The sequence below is a fragment of the Streptomyces sp. NPDC048734 genome, assembly GCF_043198675.1.
In the GTDB taxonomy this organism is placed as follows: Bacteria; Actinomycetota; Actinomycetes; order Streptomycetales; family Streptomycetaceae; genus Streptomyces.
The window spans coordinates 314,920-338,241 of sequence record NZ_JBICUZ010000004.1; the positions used below are offsets into that span (position 1 = coordinate 314,920).

Consider the following 23,322-nt stretch of genomic DNA (forward strand, 5'->3'; position numbering starts at 1 on the left):
GGTCGGAGGAGACTGTGGACCTTGTGAATTGAAGCCGGCGGGGGCGTGGGGCACGATCATGAAGCGCGCAGGACGAGGTGACGAGGCAGAGGAGGACGCCAGGATGTTTCACCGAATACGCCGCCGGGCCAAGGGGCCGAGCGAAGTGGAGCGACAGCTCGCCGAGCTGGTCGCACGACACCACCAGATGCCGCCGTGGAACGGGGCGCCGACGGACGCACCGCAGAGCGACGAGCCGACCGCTGCGGCACCGGGCTTCCTTCCGCCGGAGCTGCGCGTGCCGAGCCACGATCAGGTCGAGGGCAAGATGATGCCCTGGAAGCAGCCCCTGGTCGTCGATGGCGAGATGACCGCCTGTGCCGAGTGCGGGGCATACCGGGACTGGCTCATCCTCTCCACCCGCGACCAGATCTGGCTGCGATGCAGGGCCGGTCACCAGCAGCGGGAGACACGCCTGGACACCGCTTGGTACAACCGCAACAGCGGACCGGCGGACGCGACGCACGAAACGTTCGAGGACTGCCTGCGCCACCTCGGGCACTGACCACCGCCCCTACGACCCCACCGGGTCTCCAGGCCCGCACTGACCACCCGTCACCTAACACCAAGGGGTCAGTACCGTCATGCGCGTTCGCGTCGCCACCACCGCCCTCGGCCTCACCACCGCCCTCCTCGCCCTGCCCGCCTGCTCCCCCGAGACCGACGGAGCCGACCAGCAGACCGCCTCCTCCAGCCGAACCGGTAAGCCGGCCGACGCTCACCGCGAACCGGCCACGCTTACCTCGGCCGCGCTGGCGTCCCGCCTCCTCACCGAGGCTGACCTCGGCAACGGCTACCTGCCCAAGCCGCAGCGCGCGGCTCAGCACGACGATGTCACCGTTCTCGGTTGCCCCGCGCTGAGCAAGCTGGGCGGCGACGCGGCGACCGGCGGCACGCTCACCTTCCCGAACAAGGCGAAGGCCGACTTTACTTACGGCAGCAGCTCCTCGGAGATCTCCGAGGAGCTCTACAGCGACAGCCCGACGAAGCTGTCCGACGGCACCAACCGGATCTTCGACGCCATGACCGCCTGCCCGAACTATCAGGTCCTCGCGGGCAGCGCCCCGATCGACATCGCCACGCAGAAGCTGCCCGCACCCCAGGACCGCGGTGATGAGCAGTGGAGCCAGCTCCTGACGTTCACCGCCGGGGGACGAAGCACGGTCCTCAAGCAGACCGCGATCCGCGACGGCAGCCTGCTGCTCGTCGTCTCCGGCTCTCCGGCCCTCGTCGACCGCCACCTCGATCGGGCCCTCGCCAAGGCCACCGCAACGCCTTGATCTGCACCCGTAATCCACTGCTGCCTCCGACCCGGGAAGGTCGGAGGCAGCAGTGCGTCTGCGGGGCAGATGGGACGACGGTGTCCGGGAAGCAAGAAGGCCCGGCGCCCTCCACCAGGGAGGGAGCCGGGCTTCTTTCGTTTCGGAGCGGCGAGACGGTCAGGTGGCCGGCGCGCGCAGGAGACGCTCCTGGGTAGCTTCGGGCAGCACCCGGCGCAGGACCGGTGCGGTCGAGCTGAGGGAGGTGGCGAAGACGGCGACGAGATCGTGCGGCACGCCGGCGGCGAAGGAGGCCACCCACAGGTAGGGCGCGCCGAGCACGGGCTCGGACCATGCCTGCCATCCGGCCGGGCCCACCTCGTCAGCTTCGGTGACCAGGGCGCGCGGGTCGCCGTCCTGGATGAGGGGCGGCACCTCGCCGAGGCTGATGTGCGAGGCACCCGTCGGATCCATCGCCGCGGCCTGGGGCTGGTCGATGTTGCGGAACCATCCCTGGGCGGCGACGGCGTCCAGGACGGCCTCGGCGCCAGCCAGAGGCACAGTGGGCTGGTCGTGGGCGTCGAGGGCGAGGAGGAAGTCGGCAACGGCCTCGCCAGGGACGTCGCAGGTGAAGTAGGCCGACCAACCAGCGAGGCTGGTCGCCTCCTCACGGGCGGAGATCTGCCAGGCGATCGGCAGTTCACCCACGTGGAACGGCTCGTCGGCCAAGCACCACTGGGCCCAGCGCAGGCCGTCGGGGCTGATGTGCAGGACGGTGCTGCGCAGGACCTGACGGTCCTGCTCCGCCTCGTCCGGCTCGAGCCGTCCGCGGACGATCGTCAGGCTTGTCCAGCCCAGGCCCGCAAGAGCGTCGGCCACGGCGTCGTACGGGCGCCCGTCGTCACCTGCCAGGTGGCGGGGGCCGACCCAGAACGCGGGTGGGGCCGACGGGTCGGGCTGAAGGTGGGAGTACAGGGGCACCTCCAAAGGCTCGGTGCGTTTCTAGTTGCCGCCGGCGCGGCGGCGGGGGCGGCGCGGGGGCGCCTGGACGGGGCCCTGCCACGTCAGCTTGATGGCGACTTCGGGCGGCAGGTGACCGAGCTGTGCGTCCTCCTCGCGTCCTTCGGCGAGGTAGACGACGGTCCGGCCGGTCTCGTCGACCGATTGCAGGACCTGTGCCAAGCGATGGGCCATCGGGAAGAAGGGGTTCATGGCCTGGCGCACCGGAGCACTTGGGTCACAGGCTGCGAGCAGGTCGATGAGGTCGGCGACGGTCATTTCCGAAGACGTCACGAGCATCCTCCTGGGCGAAAGAACGAGGGAACGGAGAGCGGCCGGCACTCGGTTCGGCCGGCGGCATGCGAGCGGGCAGCCCCCGCAAGGTCAGAGAAGGTGAGAGGTCTCCAGTACACGGGCTACGGCTGCGGCAACGATGTCGGCCGGCGTCTCGACGTCGAAGGAGACTTGGTAACCGGGCAGTTTGGCGGTGCCGGTGACCGCGATCTTCCATCCTTCGCGGTCCGTACCGGGACGGCCGAGCGGGAACCAGCCGAGGTAGAAGCGGCCGTCCTTGCTGCTGACGTGTACGTCCGCACGATCATCGACGACCAGATGGAAGTCCTCGGCGGAGAACTGGTCCATGACCAGGGTCGGCTGGCCGGGACCGAGCTGCCACTGCCGTAGTCGGAGCGCTTCGACGGTGGTGGAGAAAGCGGGACCCACGGGGGCTACGGTCACGGGCTATCACCTCTCTGACCTGGGGTTTCTTGCGAGATCGTCTACGTTGGCATGCTCTCGCGCACGTTGGCCAGTCCTTCTGCGATCTTTCCTGTCTGCCCCCGGCGAACTGCTCGTTCTCCCCCTGTAGGATTTCAATTTCGGCTTCATAGTCTCCGACTCGACTGCACACGAGCAGCACATGTGAAGCGACCGTGAGACTCGTCCCTCAAGCTACTTGGCCACGTGCCCGCGCCGCAGTCCTTCCATGGCAACTGCGTCGCTTCTCCCGCCCTCAGCTTTGCACGCCCAGCGACCCTCCAAGTTCTTCCAGACGGGCCTTCAAACCGCGACTACCCTGTGTGTGCAGTCAGTTGATAGAGGGGGAGAACACCATGATCATCGAGATCGGCCTGACCGGCGACGAAGCAGCTTACGAACTACGGCAGTTGCAGAAGTGGCTGCGCGATGATGATGAACTCAGAAGGGCTACGATCTCGGGCCGGAACGCGCCCATGGAAAGCGGCGACATGGGGCCGGTCCTCGAGGCACTGCAGGTGCTCCTGGAGCCGCAAGGAGTCCTTACCGCCCTTGCCGCGTCCGTCGGCACCTGGGCCGGAGTTCGGCGTCGCGGCGTCCGCATCCGTGTGCGCAGCGGCGAGAAGGAGGTCGAGATCGACGCCTCGCGGCTGCGCGATCCGGACGACATCGCCAGCCGCATCCTGCGCGAACTGGACGGCAAGCCCGAGGCATGACCCGACTACCGAACGCTGCCGCCCGTGCCGTACTAATCGGCACTGCCACCTACCGAGTGTTCGACGAGATCCCCCACTCGTACAACAACATCCGCGGCCTTGCGGGGGTGCTCACCGATCCTGAGCTCAGCAGTTTCACCACCGAGCACGTGAGGTTGGTCGACGACCCGGCGACGCCAGCAGACATCATGCAGCCACTTAAACAGGCAGCCGAAGATGCCGAGGACATCCTGCTGGTCTACTACAGCGGTCACGGTCAGCTGTCCGGGGAGAACAGCGAACTCCACCTGACTCTCACTGGTAGCGAACCCGAGGCACCGTGGTCCAGCCTGCCGTTCTCCTACGTTGCTGACATCATCAAGCAATCCGGAGCCTCTACCAAGATCGTCGTGCTCGACTGCTGCTACAGCGGCCGCGCGCACAGCGACCTCATGTCGGACCCGTCGCACCTGGTCAAGGACCAGCTCGCCGTCGAAGGTCTGTACTGCCTCACTTCAGCGCCGAAAGACCGGCGTTCGAAAGCCCCGGACGGAGACACCTATAGCGCGTTCACCCGATACCTCCTGGACGCCCTCAATGATGGGATCCCAGCGGCTGGCCCACTGCTACGCATGGCCGACATCTACGGTGACGTACGCAAACGGATGCGCGCAACCAAGTTCCCGCTCCCAGAGCAGTGCAATAAGAAGGAGGGCGGCGACTTTCCCCTTGCACGCAACCGCGCCTACGGAGCATTCCAGCCCGAACCTGCCGTACCGGAGCTCGACTTCAGCCGATCGCGTGCCGTCGTCATCGGCTGCGCCACCTACCACGACGACGGACTCACCCCTCTTCCCTCCAGCCGAAACGACGCCCTTGCGATCCACCAAGCACTCCTCGACGCAACAATCTTCGGATTCGCCCCGGAGCACTGCAGCCTTGTCCTCGATCCCGCCACGCCGGCCGACTTGTTCGGGCCCGTGGGGGATGCCGCCGACGACGCGGAGGACCTGCTCTTCGTTTACTACTCAGGCCACGGCGCCCTCTCACACTCAGGTGCTCTGGCTCTCCTGACACGCGGAAGTCGGATGGATCGACTCTCCTACACCGCGGCACCCGCTTCAGTCCTCGCAGGAATCCTCGGTGAGTCCAGAGCACGTGAACACGTCGTCATCGCTGACGTGTGCTACGGCGGACGTCTGTCCGATGCCTTCTCCGCTACGGCGGCCGACGTTTACACCCTCTGCTCGGCAGACCGCAACAGAAATGCTTTCGTAGTAGGCGATCACGGCGCCTTCACTGCCAAACTACTCAAGACGCTGCAAGCCGGCATCCCCGGAGCCGCGGCACACCTCAACCTGATCGATATCTTCTCCGCCATGCAGAACAGCGACGGCAGCGAGCCTGCCCCGTTCCTCTCCCTGAGCGGAACCAGCAAGATCCGCTGCCTGCTCCGCAATAGCTCAGATGAGATCAACACATCCGCACAGCACAGCTGCCTGATGACCGGATAGCCCGGAGGGTTTAATTCAACGGCTAATCTGATTAAACGGAGAGACGCCAAGCGAGCGAGATATCGATCGAGCACGAGAACTGAGGAAAAGACACGGAAGCTGAGACAACTCACGGGCGACACGGCGTGAGACTCCAGATGGAACCGCAGGTCACGGCGCAGTTACATGACACGCGGCCCAAGAACCTACACCCCCCTCGGCCTGGGCCTGTGCCTTGAAGCATCGGCCCGCCAGAATGTGCCGCAGTAAAAGACGGAGCCCTCGGATTCCAGTCAGTGGAATCCGAGGGCTCGAAGTCGTGGAGAGGGGAGAGGGGTCAGCTCTCGGTGGAGTCGTCGGCGTGGCTACCGGTGCGGCTGCGGCGTGCCAGGAGGAGAGCGCCTCCACCGGCTGCGATCAGTGCCGTCGCACCGCCGATCAGCCACGGCGTGGCGTCAGCTCCTGTGTGGGCGAGGGATCCCGTCGGCGCCTTCGGCGTGGAGTCCTTGACCGGGGCCGCGGCCACGGACGAAGGGTCGGCGTCAGGTGAAGAGTCGGCGTCAGGCGTGGGCCTGTCCGCGGCCGAGGGGGCCGTCCCTCCGTTGCCGCTGCTCGGCTTGCCGGGGCTGGACGGGGAAGGGGTGGGCTTGTGCGTCGGCTTGTCTGAGGGGTCGGGCTTCGGGTCGGTGTGGGTGTTGGTGACGGTCACGGTGACCGGGGCGCCGGGGACCGCGGTGAACATCTTCGTCGGCTTGTAGAGGTCGTAACCGGCGGACGCCTTGATCTCCTTGACCCAGAACCTCGTGCTTCGGCTCGACACCGGCAGCTCACCGGAGGCCGTGCCCTTGGCGCCCGTGGTCAGGGTGAGCAGCGTGGAGGTGCCGGTGCCGATGTTCACGGTCGCGCCGGGCAGGAGCTTGCCGGTCTTGTCGTCCTTGGCCTGCAGGAGGACCTTGGCGGCCTTGAACGGGTCGGTGATCGTCAGCCGGGTGGTCGCGCCCGGGGTCACGATGACGTCCTGGTCGGCGACGGCCTCGTGGAGCGGGCTGCCGGTCGTCGTCTGCTTGAGCCGGTAGACCCCCGGTGCGAGGTCGGAGAAGGTCGCCTTCCCCTGAGCGTCAGTCTGTCCGCGTCCGGCTTCCTGGCCGGCGGAGTCGAGCAGCAGGAACGTGGCGGTGGGAAGGGCGTCTCCGGCCGCGTCCTTCGCGGTGATCTCGAGGCTGCCTGCGTCCGGAGCCGGGGTCTCGGTGGGAGTGGCGGAGGCCGAGGGGGTCGGATCGGAGGGCTCGGCGCTGGCGGCTGGTGCCCAGGTCAGGGTGCCAGCCGCCGCGACGGCGACAGCAGCAGCGGATCGGATGAGGCGTGCGTGCACGAGGAAGAGGCTCCTAGGGGCGGAAGTGAGGGCGTTCGTCGGATGTGGCCAGGGCATCGAGGCGGACAGGAGCAGGGCTCAGCGGTTGCGCGAGCCGTTGCGGGCAAGCGGCTCGGCCAGAGCGGGCTGCGCGGTGCGGCCCGTAGTGCGGCGGGGCTTGTTCGCGGTCCGGGCGCCGGGGAACCAGACGGCGGTGTACTGCTCGATGGCGTCGCGCAGCCCGGTGGTGACGGCGCCGTCCCAGGGAGGGCGTCCGGGTTGGTGGTGCCCGTCGAAGGTGGCGTACCGCGAGGTGCCTGGCCGGGTGCCGTGGGCTTCGTCGCGGCGGTGGAAGGTGCCGTGGTCGAGAAAGCTGAGGGCGACGGCGTCGATCTCGCCGCGGTCGGGGTGGAGGACCGCCAGGCGCAGGCCGCCGTAGGTGCCGGTGTAGAGGGCGCCCTTGAAGTCGATGCGCAGCCGTAGGGGGCTACCCGGGGTCGGGGCGGCGTAATAGGTGTTGCCGACAACGGCGTGGTCGGCGAAGGGGAGGCAGAGCTCGGCGAAGAACTCGGGAGCCTGGAGGGACATGGTGGACTCCGGCGGGTGGGGCCGTGTCAGCGGCGGGGGCCGGGCAGGGCGGGTCGGCTGGTGGTGCTCCAGCGCGGGACGCTGGCCGCCGGCACCGCGGTCGGACGGCGAGCGGCGAGGGCCCTCTGGACATCGAGCGGAGTCGGGCTCGGCGGGGAGGGCGGGAGGACGGGGGTGAGCTGGGCGCGGCCCTTGACGTAGCTGTGGGTCGCCTGCTGCCACCGCAGCAGCGGCGCGGGGTCGGCTACGGACTCGGTGACGGCGCGCAGGAGGGCGGCCGGGGTGTCGGTGCTGGCGGTCGCGTACCAGAAGGGCCGGTCGACGTTGGTGCCGGACCACAGGTGCCAGCGGGCGCTGCGTGAGTCCAGCTCGCTCTTCGCGTCGAGGGGGCCAATGGCGTACTCCAGGGTGGCGAGGCCGTCGGGTGAGGTGATGGCGAAGGTGTCCGGGCTGGATCGGTCGAACTGCCAGCCGTGGGCGATGAGCGGGTCGACGGCGAGTAACGGGTCGCGCTCCAGGCTGCCGACGACCGGGCTGGCGAGGTAGCGGTCCGGGCCGTCGCGATACGCGGTGGCGAGGGCGGTGGTGAAGGCGGTGACGAACTCCGTCGGTGTGTCGGCGTTGCAGCAGACGCCCCAGACCGGCGGGCCGAAGGCGTCGCGGTAGGCGTTGATGCGCCACAGGCCGTCGTCCTCGCCCTCGGGGAGGTACTCCAGGCGCACCTGGCCGTCGGGGGCCGTGAGGTAGGCGTTGCCGAGGTCGTCGTGATGCAGGTCCCAGCCGAGGTGGCGCAGCGGGTCGAGGACCGGGTCGCCGACCGCGGTCGAGCGGGCCAGGTGGCGGGGGAAGACATAGACGTCGCCATCGAGGTCGTCCTGCGTAGCGGGCTGCGGGCTCATCGGTCCGCCTTCACGACGACGGTGATCTCATCCGCGACGGCGCTGAGGCGTTCGTTGACCTGGGCGGGGGTGCTGCCGGTCACGATGTAGAACCCGGCGCGGGCGGTGAACAGGGTGCCACCGTCCTGCGGGAGCAGGAGGCGGTCTCCGGGACGGCGCTGGAAGCACAGCCGGTCCAGCCACGGCGGGCGAGTGCCTGTGTAGCCGAGGTGGGTGAGGGTGCCGGAAGTGTGGGGGTAGATCATCCCGATGGCAGCGGCGCCGACGCGGCTGGCCGTGAAGTCGGGGGCTTGACCGCAGGCCAGGTCGGCGGCAGCGCGCGGCAGGTCGATTCCGGTGGTGAGGCGGACGAGGTGGCCGATCATGTCGCCGGCGAGTCGGCCGTTGACCTCGATCAGACGCGGTCGGCCGTCGACGAGACGCATCTCGATGTGGCTGACGCCGTTGGTGATCCCCAGTGCTCGGATGGCGGCCCGCGCGGCGGGCGTGACGATGCCGAGGAGTGGATCGGCAGCGTCGACACGGTGCGCGAGCTGTTCGAAGTGGGGCGGCGGACTGATGGTCTTGCGGTTGACCGCGACCACCGTGGTCGTTCCGCGGTAGGTGACGCACTCGACGCTGATCTCGGGACCGTCGAGGAACTCCTCGACGAGCACCTGGTTGTTCTCTGCTGCCGGCTCGGCCGTCAGCTGCGCGACATGATGTGCGGCGGCGAGCTGATCCGGGGTGTCCACGCGCTGTACGCCCATGGCGCCGGCGTGGGCAGCGGGCTTGAGGACGACCGGGTATCCGATCTGGGCGGCAGCGGCCTGGGCTTCTGGCAGGCTGCGCACGCTCAACGAGACGGCGGACGGTACCCCGTGGCGGGCGAACAGGGAGCGTGCGGTGGCCTTGTTGCGGCACGCACGTGTCACCTCGACGGAGTTGGCGGGCAGTCCGAGGGCGCGGGCGAGACGGGCGGTCGGGACGAGGCACCACTCGTCCCAGGTCATGACTCCGGCCAGGTCGTGGCGTGCGGCCAGGGCCCGGCCCCCTGCCAGCAGGGCGGCGGGATCGTCGAGGTCCGCGACGACGTGGTCGATGATGTGCGCCTCTTCCCAGGAGGGTTGGGCGGCAGTGAGCAGCACGACGTCGTAGGTGTCGGCGACTTGCTCAAGGCAGTAGCCGCGGTAATTCGCGTCTCCGGGAGCGACGACGAGCACGACGGGGCGGTCAGACAAGAAGATGGTCTCCGTATCGGTAAGGGCAGGATCAGGAGGAGGGCTCTCAGGCCGCGCGGCGGCGACGCAGCTCGAACGCACCGGCCCAACGGGGATGGCCGTCGATCAGCTTCCGGGCATACAGCGCGGTGAAGTTGTTGTTCAATCCGGCAACGCCGCGGAGGAGTTCGCGGCGAAGGTCCTCGAAGAGGTCTTTCATGCCGATGCGGGTGGCACCGGCCGCCAGACGGAGAGCGGCCGTACGTTCGAGCGCGTAGTAGACGTGCGGGTTGCGCGCATCGAAGGCGTGGAACTGCTCGGTGATGGTGTGCCCGGTCGTGCGGTGGGACCCGCAAACGGCGATAGGCATGACGTTCTCCACAGACTGGGGCGCAGCAGGGTCAGGGGCGAAGGGCGGGGTCGCGGCGCAGGCGGGCGAAGGCGCAGAGCAGGCCGAGGGCCTGCAGGACGGCACAGACGGTGATGACGTGGCCCAGAGCGTCGGGGGGTGTGAGGGCGGTGAGGAGGCCGGCGACGGGGAAGGGCAGGAGGAGGATGAGGATGGTTGCGGACAGCGTGCTGCCGAACTTCTCCGGGGGGATGAGGTGGGACCGCAGGGTGCGCAGGACGACCGCCAGGCCGCCGTCGGCGGCCATGAGGATCGCGACCAGCACCAGGTAGGACAGGTAGTCGGGGGCCTGGGCGGCGGCGAGACAGGCCAACGAGGCAAGGACGGCGCAGACGGCGCCGACGGGCCACAGGCCCAGGCGGTCCAGCGCGAACCGGCAGATGGTGACGGCCAGGAGCGTGGCCGCTGCGGCAGCGGACCACACCAGGCCGACGGCAGTGGTGGACTGGCCGAAGTGCTTGACGACGATCACCGGACCGGCTGCCTGAAGAATGCCGATTGCCAGGTTGGACACGGTCAGACCGGTGACCAGCCAGCCGAGCGCTGGCAGCGAGCGGATGGTGCGCCACCCTGTGAGGAGCCCCGCGCCCGGCCGTCCCTTGCGGCGGTGCTCCGAGGCCGTGGGCGAGGGTGGGGTGCGCAGGGCGAGCAGCGCGGCGAGCAGCGAGAGCGCGGTGATCACCGCGAGCATGGGGGGCGGTCCGGCCAGCAGGAGCACCCCGGCGAGGGCCGGACCGGCCAGGGTGGCTGTCTGGTCGATGCCGATCAGTACCGCTTGGACCCGGTGGGCTCGAGATCCCGCCCGGCGGCCCGCGGCAGCGCCGGCGGTCTCGGCCGCGATGTAACTGAACTCGGTGAGCACGCCGGTTGTCGCCGCCAGCGCCATCACGGTGACGCTCGCCACGGCCCCCGAGGGGTGCAGCCACAGCAGGGTCGCGCCGGCGGCGAGGGCCACCGCGCGCCCCAGGGAGGCGAGGTGGAACACGATGGCCGCCCCTCGCCTGTCGACGATCGATCCTGCCCATCCGAAGGCCGCCAGCCGCGGCATCCACTCCAGGGCGAACGCGGCCCCCGTCAGCGCGGCCGAGTTCGTGGTGGCCAGAACGAGCAGCGGGATGCCGTAGGTGCACATCGCGAAAGCGAGGGCGTCGGCCGTGCGCGGCAGGTAGATGGTGCGCAGCAGCGAATCGGCGGGGCGCAGGTCCCGGGAGTCTGCGACGTGACTCACGCGACCGGCTCGTACGTTGACAAGCAGGTGAGCTGCGGGTTTTCGGCCAGCCACTGGAGCAGGAGAACCCGAACGTGGGCCGGGTCGGTCTCGGGCTCGGTGCCGGCCCAGCTCGCGGCGGAGGGGCGTGCCGGATCCTGTGCGCCCTCGCTGGAGATCTGGAGTGCCAGCAGTCCCAGGACGTGACGGACGCGGTCGGTGAACTCGCAGATCTCCACCGGTGAGGTGTGGCGGCGGGACCAGCGCGCTGCCGCATCGTAGACGTCGGCCAGCTCCTGGCCGCGGGGGGTGAGTTCGAGGCCAGCGCCTGGCGCGGTGCGGACGAGACCGTGGTTGCGGGCCGTCTCGGTTGCGATCCGCAGGTGCTGGGCGGAGAGGTCGGGGAGGGTGGCGGCCAGCTGCCTGGGCTGTATCGCTCCGTTGTCGTCGATCTCGGTGATCAGGCGGATCAAGGGGCGCGATGCCAGTACCTCGATCGCGGTGCGTATCTCAGCTGTGAAGGAGGCAGTCATCGGCGCGGCCCCCCTGCCGGGAGGGCCGCCTTCGGGCCGGTGGTCGTGGCGTGGGAGAAGAGTTCGCGGCTCTGCCAGGTGGCCGGAGCCACCTCCGGTGCCCGCGTCGGGAAGGGCGTTCCGGGGGCCGTCCGGGACAGGCTGCTGACCCATGGCTTGGACGCCGGTCCGGCGTTCGGGGAACCCCAGACCGGGTGGGACGCCGCCTCGTGGAGGGGCTGTCCGGCGGCCCACGCGGACAAGGCGCTGAAGACGGGGCCCAGCCCGTCGCCGGAAGCGGACAACCGGTAGGGCCGGCCCTTGCCCTCGGTGTTGACCAAGGCGTCGTCAACGAGCTGCCGCAGCGGCGGGTAGATGTTGGTCCAGTCGCTATTGGGCATCACGAGCCGGGCCAGGGTGCGCCCGCTGACCTCCTGGTGGGTCTTGAGCACCCACAGGATTGCGGCGGCGTGGCGTCGGGTGAGGAGTGTGAGGCTGTCCTCGATGTGTTCGATCGCCATCAGCGGGTGGTCCGCCTTCTCCAGGTGCTCCTCGGCCCAGGTGACGATCACCGGCAGGACCGGCAGCAGGGCGGTGCCGCGCTGGGTGTTCCCGTAGGTCACGTGTCGCGCGCTGTGCTCGGTGCGCTCCACCAAGCCGGCGTCGCACAGCGCCTTCACCTTGGGGTGGAGCTGCCCGTCGTGGAGCCAGGACACCTTGGCGGCCAGATCGCTGTAACGCATGGGGCGAGCGGAGAGGGCCAGCAGGATCCGCACGTTCCACCGCGGGGTGATCATGCCGAGTGCTTCAGTGACCCGGGCGATGTTGGTCGCGGTGTCAGGGGGCAGGGCGGTGATGGCCAAGACAAGAACTCCTGGGTCAGTAAGGGAATGCGCCACCAGGTCAGCGGCTGTGTGCCGCGCTCGGCGCCGCACAGGGCGGAGCGGTTGCAGGGGCCGCGGCAGGCGGCGGAGGCGGCGCCGGGGCTGGGATGGGGGCGAGGCTGCGCAGGACGGCAGTCACCGACGTGGCCTGGACGTCGCGGACGGCAACGGCTTCGGCGAGCCGGCGCGCACCGTCCAGGAGGTGGGAGACCTCGTGCCGGTCGATTGGCCGCTCGGGATGGAGAAGCCGGGTGAGGTGCTCGCGGTGGAAGGCGATGCTGCGTTCGGCGCCGGCGAGGTGCTCGTGCATGCCGAGGAGGGCGCAGAGCATGCCGGGCGGCTGGTCCTGGGCGTGGGCTCGGAGATCGGCGAGCGGGGCGCCGTACAGGTCCTCGATCCGTCCGGCGATCTCGGTGGACGTGAGGTGGGTCAAGCAGGCTTTCCGGATCGAGGGCCCCGGGCCGCCCCGGCACGCGGCGGTGCGGGGGCGGCCGAGGTGGGCAGGGTCACGGTGGCCCGGGGCTGTGTCGTGCGCACGGGCCGGGCCGGCTGGCCGGGCGGGGGCATGGTGCGCAGCAGGTCACCGAGGGCGGCGCGGTAGCCGTCGCGGGCCTCCAGCGCGGCCTCCAGCCACTGCACGTCGAAGCGGAGCTTGTCCGCCGACAACTCGCCCATATCGCGGTCGGGGTTCATGTCCGCGTGCACGCGGTCACGGACACGGGCGACCTGCTCCTCGGTCAGCGCCAGGAAGGAGCGCAGTTCCAGGGCGCGGGTGAGGACGGGAGAGGCGTCGCGCGCGACAGCGGCCTCGTGCAGTTCGGGCACCGGGCTCCCGAAGACCTGCTGGAGGTCGATGTCCATGGTGCTGGCCTTGACCGGACTCATCGGCCCGGCCTCCCCGCTCGCACCGCCGAGGCGAGAGCGGACACTCCACTGGGTTGGTGGGGAGCGCTGGTCTGCACCGCCGGCCCTGTTCGGGGCCGTAGGCGGGCCAGCCGTTCGGCGGCCAGATCCCTCCTCCCCGGCGCATCGGGATCGAGGAACCACTTCACGACCATGGCCCGGCCGTCGCGAGTCGTGACGGCAGCGTTCACCTGATGGGCAAGGTCCATCGTCGGGTCGTCGACCTCGCTGGGCTGGGTCTGGAGCGCGGCGAGGAGGTCGTCCTCCGTTCGGTCGAGCACCGACTGGGCCTCGACGAGAAGACCGTGCCACTTGACGACATCGGTGGCATCCGGATTGGCGGTCGGCGCGGCGGCGACTGCGGCCTTCAGCTGGTCCAGACCCATACCGAAACGCGCTTCGATCCGTTCGGTGAGCGCGCCCACGACATCTTCAGCGTCATCGGATATGCGCTCGGGCAAGGGAAGCTCCCATTCTGGAGAGGACGGGCGTAGGACCGGGCGAGGAAATTGCGGGCCCTGGCGACTTGGGCGTACGGGAACTGATGAGCCTGTCAGTCGAGGCACATTCGGACGTCGCGGTAGACGTACGTGCCGGAGACCCAGCCCTTGACGCCGGTGGTCTTGTCAGTGATGTAGAGCCAGTTGCCGCTCTTCTTGGAAACGCTGAACTTGTGGCTCTTGTAGAGCACGCCCAGGGCGGTGGACGAGGAACTCGCCTTGGACCGGATGGTCACAGCGCTGGTGTGCACCTCGTACGGCAGCGGCGGCAAGTTCTGGCAGCTGACCGCGGGGGCGGCAGTCGCCGCCGTGGGTACGGCCGCCGCACTCGCGCTGGTGGCGAAAAGCGCCGGCAGAGCCAGCGTGCCGAGCAGAGCGGCCGACACGGCGATTCGGGTGGAGCGCATGCGGAAGGAACCTCCATGAGGCAAACGGGGGTTGCGTGAAAGGGCGCTGCCGGTTGTCCCGGCGGCTGCATCAAGAATCCGGAGAATCGCCGGTTTGGCTAACCGGCGATCGTCGGCTATGTTGCGCCCGCCATTGCCAGTTGCCGGCATTAGAAGAGACGTCCGGGTACGCGCACAGGCGGAGCCTTCGGTACAGCAGATGGACGTGCGGGCGTGGTTGACCGGCGGACGGGCGGCAGCGGACCGGCATTTCCAGCGAGGCGGTCTTCGCCCCATTGCAGGGCTTCACCGGCAGAAGAGAATCCGCCCTCGCGCAGCGTGTAGGTCCATGCGTTGCTGTCGACCCCTTCGACTACCACGCGAAAGGGGCTGGGCACGTGCTCGTCCAGGGCCCGCAGCACGACGATGGTGACCATGTCCTCGGAATCGTCGCGGGTGTAGGAGTAGCCCATCGCGTAGTGGTCGCCGTCGCCGGCCAGGCGCCGCTCCAGCGACCGGGTCGTCTCGTCGGCGGCAGGGGGGCCGAGGTCGGGGTTGAGGGTGATGGCGTCGGGGCGGCATCCGCGGTGGATGAGCCAGGACTGCGCGAGGGCCGGCAGCGGCAGGACGGCCTGCTCGAAGGCGAACGTGCGCTGCTCCAGGTCCCGTCGAAGGTGCACGGCACGGTAGGCCGCGGTGCCGGGATGGTCGAAGGTGGCGGTTCGGTCGAAGAGGACGAAGTAGCTGTGCACGCCGTTCGCCGTGTGGTGTTCGGCGAGCGGCACCAGCATGTCGGCGTCGCCGACCTGCTGGTAGAAGTCGAGGAGGACGTCCTCGTCGGCGTTGAGGTGATCCACCTCGAAGGCGGCAGATTCAGGGGTGGACGCTCGGTCGGGCGCCGGTTCGCTGGACGGCAAGAGGGCCTTTCGCGCGGGGTCAGCGGGCGTGCCGGGAGGCGGGCGAGTGCGCGGGCCGGGGCAGACCCGGTACCGGGCTGGGCGCCGGGCCGGGCCGGGGTACGGGCCCGCGGATGGTCAACTGGGGGGAGCGGGAGCGTGCCGCGTGGGTACGGGCGCTTACCGGCCGGCGGGTCATCCCCAGCCGCCGGCCGACCTCGTCGTAGACGTCATTGCCTGCCCTCGGCCGGAGAGCCACGACGTGGATCTCCTTGTGGTGCACGGAGTCCGCGGGTGCCTGGCGGACTCCGTAGACGACGCGCCAGTCCTTGCGCGCGTCCACGAACAGCTTCCGGTACCCCTCCAGGTCACCGTCCAGGCGCAGCCCGAAGCGTTGCGCGTTCACGACCTCCTGGAGGTAGGCGAGGGTGATGTCGCGGATGTGGCTGGGGGCCTGGAGGAGGTCGGTCAACGCGCGAGGGTCGAAGCTCAGGCCGAAGGCGGGCTCTCCTGCTCCCCCGCTCATGACGTCGGCTCGTCCGGCTCGGTGGTGCCGACGGCTTCGGCGGCGGACGCCGCCTCGGTGCGTATGGACGGCGGCGGGCCGGGCAGCAGGCGGTGCGCAGGACGCTCGGGAGAGGTCATGCACGCCGACAGCGGGCCACCCGGCGCGCGGATGGCAGCGACCGCGTGGGTGAGGAAGTCCCGGTGCCACACGAACAGGCCGCTCAGCCCCGATTCGGGGTCCTTGTGCTGCTGATAGGCGAGCCAGAGGGCGTGGAGCCAGGCCACGACGTCGTCGTGCTCCTGCCACTGCAGGCACCAGGGGGCCGCGGTGGTGACCTCCGCTCCGTAGACGGGAAGGAAGAAGTCGTCCACCCAGTCGCTGAGGGCGTCGAGTTCGTCTTCGCGTTCCTCCCCGTCCAGCTCCAGAATCGGCCGGGGCTCCGGCGGAGCGGCGGGAGCCGGTCCACCGAAGCCCGGCATGCCGAACGCCGCGAACGGGGATTCACTCGGCGGTGGAGCGGAGGCGAGATGGTCCAGCTGCTGGGCCTGCTGCGCCGACTGCTCCATGAGCCGCCGCACGCTCGCCTCGATCCCCTCCAGATGAGGGTCCGGGACGCGGACCGGCTCCAATTCCCCGCCTGCTGCGGGTTCTACGGATTCGAGCATGAAAGAGTACGGCCTCCTACGAGACGCGAAGTGATGGTGGGCGAAAGCAGCGGCGTACACACGGATGGCGAAGTACCGGTCACATCAACGGCCGTTCGGCATTCGACGGCGTGCGCCGCCTCCGGAATCGGGTACGCCGCAGCCGCCTATCCGGTGAGGCCCACGTCGTCCTGGGTGAGGGTGGCGCGGATCGTCTCGGTAAGCCGGTCGGCAGCGATCGACGCATAGTGCTCGGTCTTCTCGACGCCGATGAAGTCGCGGCCCTCCAGCAGGGCGGCCACGCCGGTGGATCCGGAGCCGGCACAGAAGTCGAGGACGGTGCCTCCCTCGGGGCTGATCTTGACCAGCTCACGCATCACCTCCACCGGCTTCTGCGTGATGTGCTGCCGCTTCGCACCGGAGGGCTGCGATGCCGAGTACAGGCCCGGCAGGTAGACCGGGTTGCGTGAGCCGTCGATCGGGCCCTTGGAGGCCCAGACGATGAACTCGCAGTTCTGGGTGAAGCGGCCCTTCTGGGGCCGTGCGGCGGGCTTGTGCCAGGCCAGCACCCCGCGCCACAGCCATCCGGCGGCCTGGATCGCGTCCGTCGTGGTCGGTAGCTGGCGCCAGTCGGTGAACAGCAGACTCGTCCCGCCGGTCTTGGTCAGGCGGTGGGCTTCGGTCATGATCTGCGTCAGCCAGAAGCCGTAGCTGCGCTGATCCATGTTCTCGCCGGTGAAATCGGGAAGTTCATTCTTCGCATCGGCGGAGGTGTACTTCTGCTTGGCGGAGCGGGTCGTGCGTTCCTTCGCGGTGCGCCCGCCGGAGTTGTACGGCGGGTCGGTGATGACGGAGTCGACGCAGCCGTCCGGCAGGCCGGTGAGGACAGCCAGAGCGTCGCCCTGGTGGAGGGAAAAAGGCAAAGAGGAACCCCAATTCGGGTGCGGAAACACGGAAAGAGACTGCCGCCTCGGACAGGTCCTCGCGGGCCGAATACGGGCATGCAGAAGCCCAGGGCCGCGGACCGAGGAGGGCAAGGGGAGTCCAAAAACTGTAGGGCCGAATTAGCCGACGACCAAGAAGTGCCCGCCGAGGGGTCGGATTCCGGCACCCCGCGCTGACTTTTTGGTCAACCGCCGATCCGCACCTACTGTTTTTGAACCGCCCGGCGCACACCGCCGTTGGCTACTCCCGCCCCACCTAGCTCACCACCCGGGCCACGCGAAGCGAGCGGCAGCTCGCCCCGCCGGCCCTGCCTCCGATCGCCCCGGCCCGCCGCACCCTTCCACCACGCCCTGCGTACGCGGTGTGCCGGACACCACCGAAGGACCTGCATGACTTCTCGTTACCCACCCCTGCCCAACATCGCTGGCCGGCGAGCGGTCCGCTCGGGTTGAAGGCCCTCGCCGCTGGCATCGGCGTCGTCTTCCTCTCCCCGATCCTCCTGGCCGGCACCGGCATGATGCTGGCCTCCTCCGCCGAAGCTGTGCAAAGCAACGGCACCCTCAGCAACTGCCTGACGGACCTGGATTCCAGCGAGATCGCCGACCAGGTCTCCAAGCTCCTGGATGGCGCCTCCGGTGAGGACGTGCACATCGAGGGCCTGGACCTGCCCGCTGAGCAGGTCCCCAACGCCCAGACCATCGTGGCCGCCGGCCTCTCCCTCGACGTCCCGAAGAAGGGGCAGATCATCGCGCTCGCCACGGCGATGCAGGAGAGCCGGCTGCGCAACCTGAACTACGGCGACCGCGACAGTCTCGGCCTCTTCCAGCAGCGCCCCTCCCAGGGCTGGGGCAGTGCCGAGCAGATCCGCGACCCCACCTACGCCTCCGAGCAGTTCTACAAGCACCTGCTCAAGGTGAACGGGTGGCAGCAGATGACCGTCACTCAGGCCGCCCAAGCCGTCCAGCGATCCGGCCTGCCGGACGCGTATGCGCAGTGGGAGGACCTGGCCACCGCACTGCAGTCCGCCATCGTCAAGACCTTCCCGGGCGGCAGTGACGCGGAGGGCGCGGACGCCGACCAGGACAAGGAGCCCTCGACCTCGACCGGCTGCACGCCGGGTCAGGACGGTTCCGGGTTCGGCCGCATCCCCGAGGGCAGCGTCCCCAAGGGCTACTCGATCCCCAAGGACGCCGACCCGAAGGCCCGCAAGGCCATCGCCTGGGCGATGCAGCAGCTCGGGACGCTCTACCAGTGGGGCGGCTCCTGCACCAACGCCCACGGCCCCGACCCCATGGCCCGTTGCGACTGCAGCTCGCTGATGCAGCAGGCATACGCACACGCCGGCATCCAGCTCACCCGCACCACGTACACGCAGGTCGGCGAAGGCAAGGCGGTCTCGCCGTCGAAGCTGCAGCCCGGTGACCTGATCTTCAGCCGCGGCAGCGCCGCACGGCCGGAGCACGTCGGCATGTACATGGGCGAGGGTCTACTCATCGAGGCGCCGCGCACCACCAAGCCGGTCCGGATCACGCCGATCAAGGACTGGACGATCCTCGCCGCCCGCCGCGTCCTCTGACGCCGCCGCCCGCCCGCTCCGATCGGGCGAGGCCACCTCGCGGCCCCGTTCCGCGCCCCTCCGCTTCCCCTTTCACCGGCCCTCGCTCGGCCCGCGTACGCAAGGAGCCTCCTCACCCCTATGCATGTCCCCCTCGCCGACCGCGTCATACAGCTCGCCTACGACCCCGGCATCACGCCCAAGGGCGGCGGCCTTCCCGGCCTGAGCGTGCTGAAGACCGTCGTCAGCTCGATCAATCTCTTCGGCATCGTGGCCGTCGTCGGCGCCCTGGCCGTCTCCCTCGGTGTGTGGGCCTGGGGCCACCACACCGGCGGTCACCAGGCCGAGGCCAACGGCAAGAAGGGCGCCATGGTTTCCGCGGGCGCCGCCCTGGGCCTGGGCGCCGCCAACGGCCTGGTCGCCTTCTTCTCCAACCTCGGATCGCAGATCCAGTGATGAAGAACCGACTCCCCTCCCTCTCCTCCTACGGTGCGGGCTGGTCAGCGAACCGGCGCATCGCCGTCGTCGCTGTGGTCGTCGCCGCGCTGCTGGCCCTCGCCGGCGTCGTCGCCGTCGTGACCGGCAGCGGGGAGGACCACCAGGCTCCAGCGACCACCGCCCCCGCTCCGACCAGCAGCCCATCTGCGACCGAGGCAGCCCCCGAGCCCTCCTCCGGGTCAGGATCGGTGCCCAAGCCGCCGCAGATCTCCGAACCGGTCGCCTACGCCAAGGCAGCAGCCCAGATGCTGTGGTCCTACGACACCCGCGACACCAGCCGCGACCAGCAGCTCGCCGGCATGCACACCTGGATGACCACCGAGACCACGTACGCCGACTGGACCTCGGTCTCCGAGCAGGTCCCCGACCCGGTGCTCTGGTCACGGATGGCCGACCAGGACCAACACGCCACCGCCCACGTCACCGAGGGCCACTACCCCTCCGCGTTCAAGCAGGCCCTCGCCGACGATCCGTCCGCGATCACCGAGGCGTACATCTACGTCGTCACCGTCAACGGCAAGCAGCAGATCGTCTGGAAGAAGGGCGGCGGCGGCGCCGAGGAACGGGCCCTGACCCTCGCCGTGCAGTGCCGCCCGAACCAGGACTGCGCCCTGGCCGCCCTCGCCCCGAACGTCACGCAGTGACCCGCGCCTAACCACACGAAAGGAGGAGCAACCCCGTGGGTTTCTGTGACTTCCCCCTGGCGGACAAGCTGTGCGCCGTCGGCGACGCGGTCGACTTCGCCACCGACCCCGGCAAGGCCATCGGCGACTGGATGGCGAAGTCCGCCGGCGAACTGGCCGCCGCAGCAGCCGATCTCGCCGCCGAGGCGGTCAACACCACCACCAAGGTCGACCTGAACGCCTCGTGGTTCGTCGACAACTACGAGATGCTGCTGCCCCTGGGCCTGGTCCTGCTGGTCGCCACCTTCTCCGCACAGCTGGTCCGGGCCGCCATCCGACGCGACGGCCAAGCCCTCACCCAAGCCTTCACCGGCACCATGTCAGGCGTCCTGTTCGCCTTCTGCGCCATCTCCCTGACCACCGTCGCCATCGAAGTCGTCGACGCCATCAGCGACGGACTGTTCAAGGCCGCCAACCTGAACATCGAGACGGCCGTGCGCCGCATCGTCAAGGTCAACCAGATCGGCGCGCTCTCCGGCCTGGGCTGGCTCGTGCCCGTCGTCGCCGGACTTGGCGCCGCCATCGGCGCGTTCCTCTACTGGTGCGTGATGATGGTCCGCAAGGTCGGCATCCTCGTCATGGTCACCCTCGCCGTCTTCGCCTCCGCCAGCGGCGGCTGGGAGGCCGCCCGGCGCTGGCGCAAGGGCTGGATCGAAGCCACCGCCACCCTCGTCGTCTCCAAGCTCCTGATGACCGTGATCTTCGTCCTCGGTATCGCCGCCATGGGCAAGACCGAGGCCAAGGACGGCATCGCCGCCCTGGCCGACGTCATGTCCGGCATCGTGATCATGGTCCTGGTGCTGCTGTGCCCGTACGCCGTGTTCAAGTTCGTGCACTGGGCGGCGGACGGCACCGATGGCGAGTCCATCCACCGTGCCGGCGGCGCCGGAGCCCAGATCGCCAAGGCCCACGCCGAGAAGGCCGCCCGCAAGGCCGCCGCAGCCGCAGCCACCGCAGGTACCGGTGGCGCAGCCGCCGGAGCGGGCGCCGCACCGCAGGGTCCCGATGCCGGCGGAGGCTTCCCCGGCGACATCGCGGCCAATCCGACCGGCGGAGACGACGCAGGCAAGGAAGGCCCGCAGGGCGGCGGAACAGGCGCCTCACTCGGTGGCAACGCCCTCAAGTCCGGACTGGAGAAGGCCGTCCAGCCCGCGCCGACCAGCGTGTCCGACGACACCAGCGGCCAGGTGGGCGGCAGCCCCGGGCCGGGTGGAGCCGGGACGAACGCCGCCTCCGGACAGGGAGGTGGGTGGCAGTCCACGCCGCCGACCACCACCCCACCGCCCCAAGGCGCGCCCCCGTCCTCCGGATCGCAGAACGCCCCGTCCAGCGGGTCGAGCACACCGCCGCCTCCGACCAGCCTCTGACCCCCTGCCCGAACACCGGGGGCGGGACGTGCCCCGCACCTCCCGCCCCCGGATTCCACCCGCGCCTCCAGGACCCACTTCATGACTGATCTGTCCGTCGCCCCGGTCACGGTGAAGTTCCCGCACCGTTCCCGCCGCGGCATCCTCCTCGGCCTCTCCCTGCCCCAACTTCTGCTCGTGTCCGCCACGCTGGCAGTGCTACTGCTGACCGTGATCTCCACCGGACTGCTCGGCGCCGTCGCTCTGGCCCCTCTGTGGGCGGCGTCCGGCGCGCTCGTCGCCATCCGCCGACACGGACGATCCCTGATCGACTGGGCGCCGATCGTCACCCGCTACGCGCACCGCCGCCGCACCGGTCAGACGCTCTGGCTCGCCCGGCCCGTCACCCGTCCACGGCAGGACGGCATCCTGCACCTGCCCGGCACCACCGCCTCCCTGAAGGTGGTCACCCCCGGCGACTCCGCCAACGGCGCCGCAGCCGTCCACGACCCGCACCAGCAGACCCTGACCGCCATCGCCCGCGTCAGCTCCCGCGCCTTCGCCCTCCTGGACCCCGCCACGCAGAACCACAACGTCTCGAGCTGGGGCCGCGCGCTGGCGGGCATCGCCCGCACCGGGCACATCGCCACCGTGCAGGTCCTGGAACGCACCGTCCCCGACAGCGGCGACACCCTCACCCGCCACTGGACCCACCACGGCCAGCCCCAGACCCCGGTCGCCGGGCAGATCTACTCCGAGCTGGTCGCCTCCGCCGGACCCGCCGCCGCACCGCACGAGACCTACCTCGCCATCTCCCTGGACCTCAAGGCCGCCCGGCGCCTGATCAGCCAGGCCGGCGGCGGGCTGCCGGGGGCGTTCACCGTCATGGAGCAGACCACCGCCTCCATCGCCCAGGCCGCCCGCAACGCCGGCCTCCAGGTCACCGGGTGGCTGACCGCGAGGGAGATCGCCGCCGTCATCCGCACCGCCTACGACCCGGCCGCCCTCGCCGCCCTCCAGCAGTGGTCCGAGACCGGCCGCGCCGAGGCCGACCCGGCCGCCGCCGGGCCCGTCGTCCAGGTCGAGGAGTACGACCGCCTGGCCACCGACAGCGCCCGCCACGCCACGTACTGGGTGGAGAACTGGCCCCGCACCGAGATGGGCGCCGGATTCCTGCACGGGATCATGTTCACCGCCGGCGTGCGCCGCAGCCTCTCCCTGATCTACGTTCCGCAGGCCCTGGAGTCCGCGCTGCGCGACGTCCAGCGGCGGAAGGCCGCGATCATCGCCGACGCCAACGAACGCTCCCGCCGCGGCCAGGTCGACAGCGAGGAAGACTCCGTCGAGTACGCCGACGTCAAGCAGCGTGAGCGCCAGCTCATCGCCGGGCACGCAGACGTGGCCCTGACCGGCCTGGTCACCGTCACCGCCGACACCGACGGCCTCCTGGACGCCGCCTGCGCACAGATCGAAACCCACGCCGTCACCTCCGGCGTCGACCTGCGACGGCTCAACTACCAGCAACCCGACGCCTTCACCCTAAGCGCACTGCCCCTCGCCCGCACCGCCCTGTGAACCCGCCCCCTGTTCACCGGCCGGCGTCCCTGCCCACAGCCCTTCGCTCATCCGCGACACGAGCACCCGTCGCCGCCCCTGCCGCCCGGCAGGAAGGACCACCACCTTTGACCTCCCCCGCATCCCCGGAGGACGCGCACCCCTACCTGCGCGCAGCCAGCGCCGGAGTCCGACACCACACCCGCGCCCTCCGCCCGCCGGACGCCCTACCGCCTCGGCCGGCCGACCGGCAGCACCTGGACGCACTCCACGGCCACCTCACCGCCCTGCTCCACCTTCTGGACCGCCTCGCCAAGAACACCCGCCCGCCCCACCCGGCCGCCGGCCGACACCTGGCCACCGCGCACACCCACCTCTGGCAGGCCACCAGCAACGTCCACAACGCCTTCCACCTGCTGCCCACCGGCACCGCAGCGGACGCCGAACAGAGCACCTGCAGCCCCGACCGACTGCCCGAAGGCCCACCGGTGCTGACGATCTGCCAGCGCCACCTCGCCGCCGGACACATCGTCCGCCGCAAGACCACCCCCAGCGACCTCCGCACGCACACCACCACCTGCGTGCGATGAGCACCACCCGCAGAATCGAGGGCC

Annotated in this window: 29 protein-coding genes; 10 read left to right on the forward strand and 19 right to left on the reverse strand. The window is 69.9% G+C overall.

Annotation, left to right across the window (positions count from 1 at the left end; genetic code table 11):
• Nucleotides 1-103 precede the first annotated feature (103 nt).
• Together ACGFQC_RS13860 and ACGFQC_RS13865 are read left to right on the forward strand one after the other, a co-directional pair.
• Nucleotides 104-544, forward strand: coding sequence for a hypothetical protein (locus ACGFQC_RS13860; RefSeq protein ID WP_363087838.1), 441 nt, complete (start codon nt 104-106; stop codon nt 542-544).
• Between the two features lie 79 nt (nt 545-623).
• Nucleotides 624-1,319 carry a hypothetical protein gene (locus tag ACGFQC_RS13865; RefSeq protein ID WP_363087837.1) on the forward strand — a complete coding sequence of 232 codons (696 nt, stop codon included), beginning with the start codon at nt 624-626 and terminating at the stop codon, nt 1,317-1,319.
• Between the two features lie 159 nt (nt 1,320-1,478).
• On the opposite strand, the gene ACGFQC_RS13870 is transcribed toward ACGFQC_RS13865, so the two are convergent.
• From ACGFQC_RS13870 to ACGFQC_RS13880, 3 genes are all read right to left on the reverse strand, one after another.
• The gene (locus ACGFQC_RS13870; RefSeq protein WP_363087836.1) at nt 1,479-2,285 is read right to left on the reverse strand and encodes a DUF317 domain-containing protein; all 807 of its coding nucleotides are present in this window, start codon (nt 2,283-2,285) and stop codon (nt 1,479-1,481) included.
• A 15-nt stretch (nt 2,286-2,300) separates the two neighbouring features.
• A complete protein-coding gene (locus ACGFQC_RS13875) occupies nt 2,301-2,591 on the reverse strand; it encodes a hypothetical protein (RefSeq protein WP_363087835.1) in 291 nt (96 codons plus the stop codon).
• A 90-nt stretch (nt 2,592-2,681) separates the two neighbouring features.
• Nucleotides 2,682-3,035 (reverse strand): DUF317 domain-containing protein, encoded by a 354-nt coding sequence (locus ACGFQC_RS13880; RefSeq protein ID WP_363087834.1) that lies wholly within the window; start codon nt 3,033-3,035, stop codon nt 2,682-2,684.
• A gap of 374 nt (nt 3,036-3,409) precedes the next feature.
• Here ACGFQC_RS13880 and ACGFQC_RS13885 point away from each other — a divergent pair, with 374 nt between their 5' ends.
• Together ACGFQC_RS13885 and ACGFQC_RS13890 are read left to right on the forward strand one after the other, a co-directional pair.
• Nucleotides 3,410-3,769: a hypothetical protein gene (locus tag ACGFQC_RS13885; protein WP_363087833.1), complete on the forward strand. Its 360-nt coding sequence runs from the start codon at nt 3,410-3,412 to the stop codon at nt 3,767-3,769.
• Nucleotides 3,766-5,262 carry a caspase family protein gene (locus ACGFQC_RS13890; protein WP_363087832.1) on the forward strand — a complete coding sequence of 499 codons (1,497 nt, stop codon included), beginning with the start codon at nt 3,766-3,768 and terminating at the stop codon, nt 5,260-5,262. Before ACGFQC_RS13885 ends, ACGFQC_RS13890 begins: the two co-directional genes overlap by 4 nt.
• Before the next feature lie 316 nt (nt 5,263-5,578).
• Here the strand turns inward: ACGFQC_RS13890 and ACGFQC_RS13895 are convergent, their stop codons facing one another.
• The 16 genes from ACGFQC_RS13895 to ACGFQC_RS13970 form a co-directional block, all read right to left on the reverse strand.
• Nucleotides 5,579-6,613 carry a SpaA isopeptide-forming pilin-related protein gene (locus ACGFQC_RS13895; RefSeq protein WP_363087831.1) on the reverse strand — a complete coding sequence of 345 codons (1,035 nt, stop codon included), beginning with the start codon at nt 6,611-6,613 and terminating at the stop codon, nt 5,579-5,581.
• A 78-nt stretch (nt 6,614-6,691) separates the two neighbouring features.
• Nucleotides 6,692-7,180: a hypothetical protein gene (locus ACGFQC_RS13900; protein ID WP_363087830.1), complete on the reverse strand. Its 489-nt coding sequence runs from the start codon at nt 7,178-7,180 to the stop codon at nt 6,692-6,694.
• Nucleotides 7,181-7,206: 26 nt separating this feature from the next.
• Entirely contained in the window at nt 7,207-8,079 is an 873-nt protein-coding gene (locus ACGFQC_RS13905) for a DUF317 domain-containing protein (protein ID WP_363087829.1), read from the reverse strand.
• Nucleotides 8,076-9,299 carry an ATP-grasp domain-containing protein gene (locus ACGFQC_RS13910; protein ID WP_363087828.1) on the reverse strand — a complete coding sequence of 408 codons (1,224 nt, stop codon included), beginning with the start codon at nt 9,297-9,299 and terminating at the stop codon, nt 8,076-8,078. The genes ACGFQC_RS13905 and ACGFQC_RS13910 overlap by 4 nt, the downstream gene beginning before the upstream one ends.
• A 46-nt stretch (nt 9,300-9,345) precedes the next feature.
• A complete protein-coding gene (locus ACGFQC_RS13915; protein ID WP_363087827.1) occupies nt 9,346-9,648 on the reverse strand; it encodes a hypothetical protein in 303 nt (100 codons plus the stop codon).
• A 31-nt stretch (nt 9,649-9,679) separates the two neighbouring features.
• Complete coding sequence (locus tag ACGFQC_RS13920) at nt 9,680-10,915, reverse strand: MFS transporter (RefSeq protein WP_363087826.1); 1,236 nt, start codon at nt 10,913-10,915, stop codon at nt 9,680-9,682.
• Nucleotides 10,912-11,427, reverse strand: a complete 516-nt coding sequence (locus ACGFQC_RS13925; protein WP_363087825.1) for a regulator — start codon at nt 11,425-11,427, stop codon at nt 10,912-10,914. Before ACGFQC_RS13925 ends, ACGFQC_RS13920 begins: the two co-directional genes overlap by 4 nt.
• Nucleotides 11,424-12,269, reverse strand: coding sequence for a helix-turn-helix domain-containing protein (locus ACGFQC_RS13930; protein WP_363087824.1), 846 nt, complete (start codon nt 12,267-12,269; stop codon nt 11,424-11,426). The genes ACGFQC_RS13925 and ACGFQC_RS13930 overlap by 4 nt, the downstream gene beginning before the upstream one ends.
• Nucleotides 12,270-12,309: 40 nt before the next feature.
• Nucleotides 12,310-12,723, reverse strand: coding sequence for a hypothetical protein (locus ACGFQC_RS13935; protein ID WP_363087823.1), 414 nt, complete (start codon nt 12,721-12,723; stop codon nt 12,310-12,312).
• Nucleotides 12,720-13,175: a hypothetical protein gene (locus ACGFQC_RS13940; protein ID WP_363087822.1), complete on the reverse strand. Its 456-nt coding sequence runs from the start codon at nt 13,173-13,175 to the stop codon at nt 12,720-12,722. Before ACGFQC_RS13940 ends, ACGFQC_RS13935 begins: the two co-directional genes overlap by 4 nt.
• Nucleotides 13,172-13,654, reverse strand: coding sequence for a hypothetical protein (locus ACGFQC_RS13945; RefSeq protein ID WP_363087821.1), 483 nt, complete (start codon nt 13,652-13,654; stop codon nt 13,172-13,174). The genes ACGFQC_RS13940 and ACGFQC_RS13945 overlap by 4 nt, the downstream gene beginning before the upstream one ends.
• 92 nt (nt 13,655-13,746) lie before the next feature.
• Nucleotides 13,747-14,100, reverse strand: coding sequence for an SH3 domain-containing protein (locus ACGFQC_RS13950; RefSeq protein ID WP_363087820.1), 354 nt, complete (start codon nt 14,098-14,100; stop codon nt 13,747-13,749).
• Nucleotides 14,101-14,249: 149 nt separating this feature from the next.
• Complete coding sequence (locus tag ACGFQC_RS13955) at nt 14,250-14,996, reverse strand: hypothetical protein (protein WP_363087819.1); 747 nt, start codon at nt 14,994-14,996, stop codon at nt 14,250-14,252.
• Between the two features lie 19 nt (nt 14,997-15,015).
• On the reverse strand, nt 15,016-15,501 hold the full coding sequence (locus tag ACGFQC_RS13960) for a hypothetical protein (protein WP_363087818.1): 486 nt from the start codon (nt 15,499-15,501) through the stop codon (nt 15,016-15,018).
• The gene (locus ACGFQC_RS13965; RefSeq protein ID WP_359912260.1) at nt 15,498-16,049 is read right to left on the reverse strand and encodes a DUF4913 domain-containing protein; all 552 of its coding nucleotides are present in this window, start codon (nt 16,047-16,049) and stop codon (nt 15,498-15,500) included. Before ACGFQC_RS13965 ends, ACGFQC_RS13960 begins: the two co-directional genes overlap by 4 nt.
• 245 nt (nt 16,050-16,294) lie before the next feature.
• Entirely contained in the window at nt 16,295-17,050 is a 756-nt protein-coding gene (locus ACGFQC_RS13970) for a site-specific DNA-methyltransferase (RefSeq protein WP_363087817.1), read from the reverse strand.
• A 470-nt stretch (nt 17,051-17,520) separates the two neighbouring features.
• Between ACGFQC_RS13970 and ACGFQC_RS13975 the strand changes: the two genes are divergently transcribed.
• The 6 genes from ACGFQC_RS13975 to ACGFQC_RS14000 all read left to right on the forward strand — a co-directional run bounded on the left by ACGFQC_RS13975 (nt 17,521) and on the right by ACGFQC_RS14000 (nt 23,298).
• The gene (locus tag ACGFQC_RS13975) at nt 17,521-18,648 is read left to right on the forward strand and encodes a C40 family peptidase (protein WP_363087816.1); all 1,128 of its coding nucleotides are present in this window, start codon (nt 17,521-17,523) and stop codon (nt 18,646-18,648) included.
• A 120-nt stretch (nt 18,649-18,768) separates the two neighbouring features.
• A complete protein-coding gene (locus ACGFQC_RS13980) occupies nt 18,769-19,083 on the forward strand; it encodes a DUF6112 family protein (RefSeq protein ID WP_359911876.1) in 315 nt (104 codons plus the stop codon).
• The gene (locus tag ACGFQC_RS13985; RefSeq protein WP_363087815.1) at nt 19,083-19,769 is read left to right on the forward strand and encodes a hypothetical protein; all 687 of its coding nucleotides are present in this window, start codon (nt 19,083-19,085) and stop codon (nt 19,767-19,769) included. The genes ACGFQC_RS13980 and ACGFQC_RS13985 overlap by 1 nt, the downstream gene beginning before the upstream one ends.
• Nucleotides 19,770-19,804: 35 nt before the next feature.
• The gene (locus ACGFQC_RS13990; RefSeq protein ID WP_363087814.1) at nt 19,805-21,175 is read left to right on the forward strand and encodes an ATP-binding protein; all 1,371 of its coding nucleotides are present in this window, start codon (nt 19,805-19,807) and stop codon (nt 21,173-21,175) included.
• Nucleotides 21,176-21,256: 81 nt separating this feature from the next.
• On the forward strand, nt 21,257-22,729 hold the full coding sequence (locus ACGFQC_RS13995) for an SCO6880 family protein (protein WP_363087813.1): 1,473 nt from the start codon (nt 21,257-21,259) through the stop codon (nt 22,727-22,729).
• A 107-nt stretch (nt 22,730-22,836) separates the two neighbouring features.
• Nucleotides 22,837-23,298 (forward strand): DUF6238 family protein, encoded by a 462-nt coding sequence (locus ACGFQC_RS14000; RefSeq protein WP_363087812.1) that lies wholly within the window; start codon nt 22,837-22,839, stop codon nt 23,296-23,298.
• The last annotated feature ends 24 nt before the right edge of the window (nt 23,299-23,322 follow it).

Bases quoted from the DNA above. Each gene is read 5' to 3' on its own strand.
- ACGFQC_RS13860 (WP_363087838.1), top strand. From the start codon at position 104: ATGTTTCACCGAATACGCCGCCGGGCCAAGGGGCCGAGCGAAGTGGAG.
- ACGFQC_RS13865 (WP_363087837.1), top strand. From the start codon at position 624: ATGCGCGTTCGCGTCGCCACCACCGCCCTCGGCCTCACCACCGCCCTC.
- ACGFQC_RS13885 (WP_363087833.1), top strand. From the start codon at position 3,410: ATGATCATCGAGATCGGCCTGACCGGCGACGAAGCAGCTTACGAACTA.
- ACGFQC_RS13890 (WP_363087832.1), top strand. From the start codon at position 3,766: ATGACCCGACTACCGAACGCTGCCGCCCGTGCCGTACTAATCGGCACT.
- ACGFQC_RS13900 (WP_363087830.1), bottom strand. From the start codon at position 7,180: ATGTCCCTCCAGGCTCCCGAGTTCTTCGCCGAGCTCTGCCTCCCCTTC.
- ACGFQC_RS13905 (WP_363087829.1), bottom strand. From the start codon at position 8,079: ATGAGCCCGCAGCCCGCTACGCAGGACGACCTCGATGGCGACGTCTAT.
- ACGFQC_RS13915 (WP_363087827.1), bottom strand. From the start codon at position 9,648: ATGCCTATCGCCGTTTGCGGGTCCCACCGCACGACCGGGCACACCATC.
- ACGFQC_RS13925 (WP_363087825.1), bottom strand. From the start codon at position 11,427: ATGACTGCCTCCTTCACAGCTGAGATACGCACCGCGATCGAGGTACTG.
- ACGFQC_RS13940 (WP_363087822.1), bottom strand. From the start codon at position 13,175: ATGAGTCCGGTCAAGGCCAGCACCATGGACATCGACCTCCAGCAGGTC.
- ACGFQC_RS13950 (WP_363087820.1), bottom strand. From the start codon at position 14,100: ATGCGCTCCACCCGAATCGCCGTGTCGGCCGCTCTGCTCGGCACGCTG.
- ACGFQC_RS13960 (WP_363087818.1), bottom strand. From the start codon at position 15,501: ATGAGCGGGGGAGCAGGAGAGCCCGCCTTCGGCCTGAGCTTCGACCCT.
- ACGFQC_RS13965 (WP_359912260.1), bottom strand. From the start codon at position 16,049: ATGGAGCAGTCGGCGCAGCAGGCCCAGCAGCTGGACCATCTCGCCTCC.
- ACGFQC_RS13980 (WP_359911876.1), top strand. From the start codon at position 18,769: ATGCATGTCCCCCTCGCCGACCGCGTCATACAGCTCGCCTACGACCCC.
- ACGFQC_RS13985 (WP_363087815.1), top strand. From the start codon at position 19,083: ATGAAGAACCGACTCCCCTCCCTCTCCTCCTACGGTGCGGGCTGGTCA.
- ACGFQC_RS13995 (WP_363087813.1), top strand. From the start codon at position 21,257: ATGACTGATCTGTCCGTCGCCCCGGTCACGGTGAAGTTCCCGCACCGT.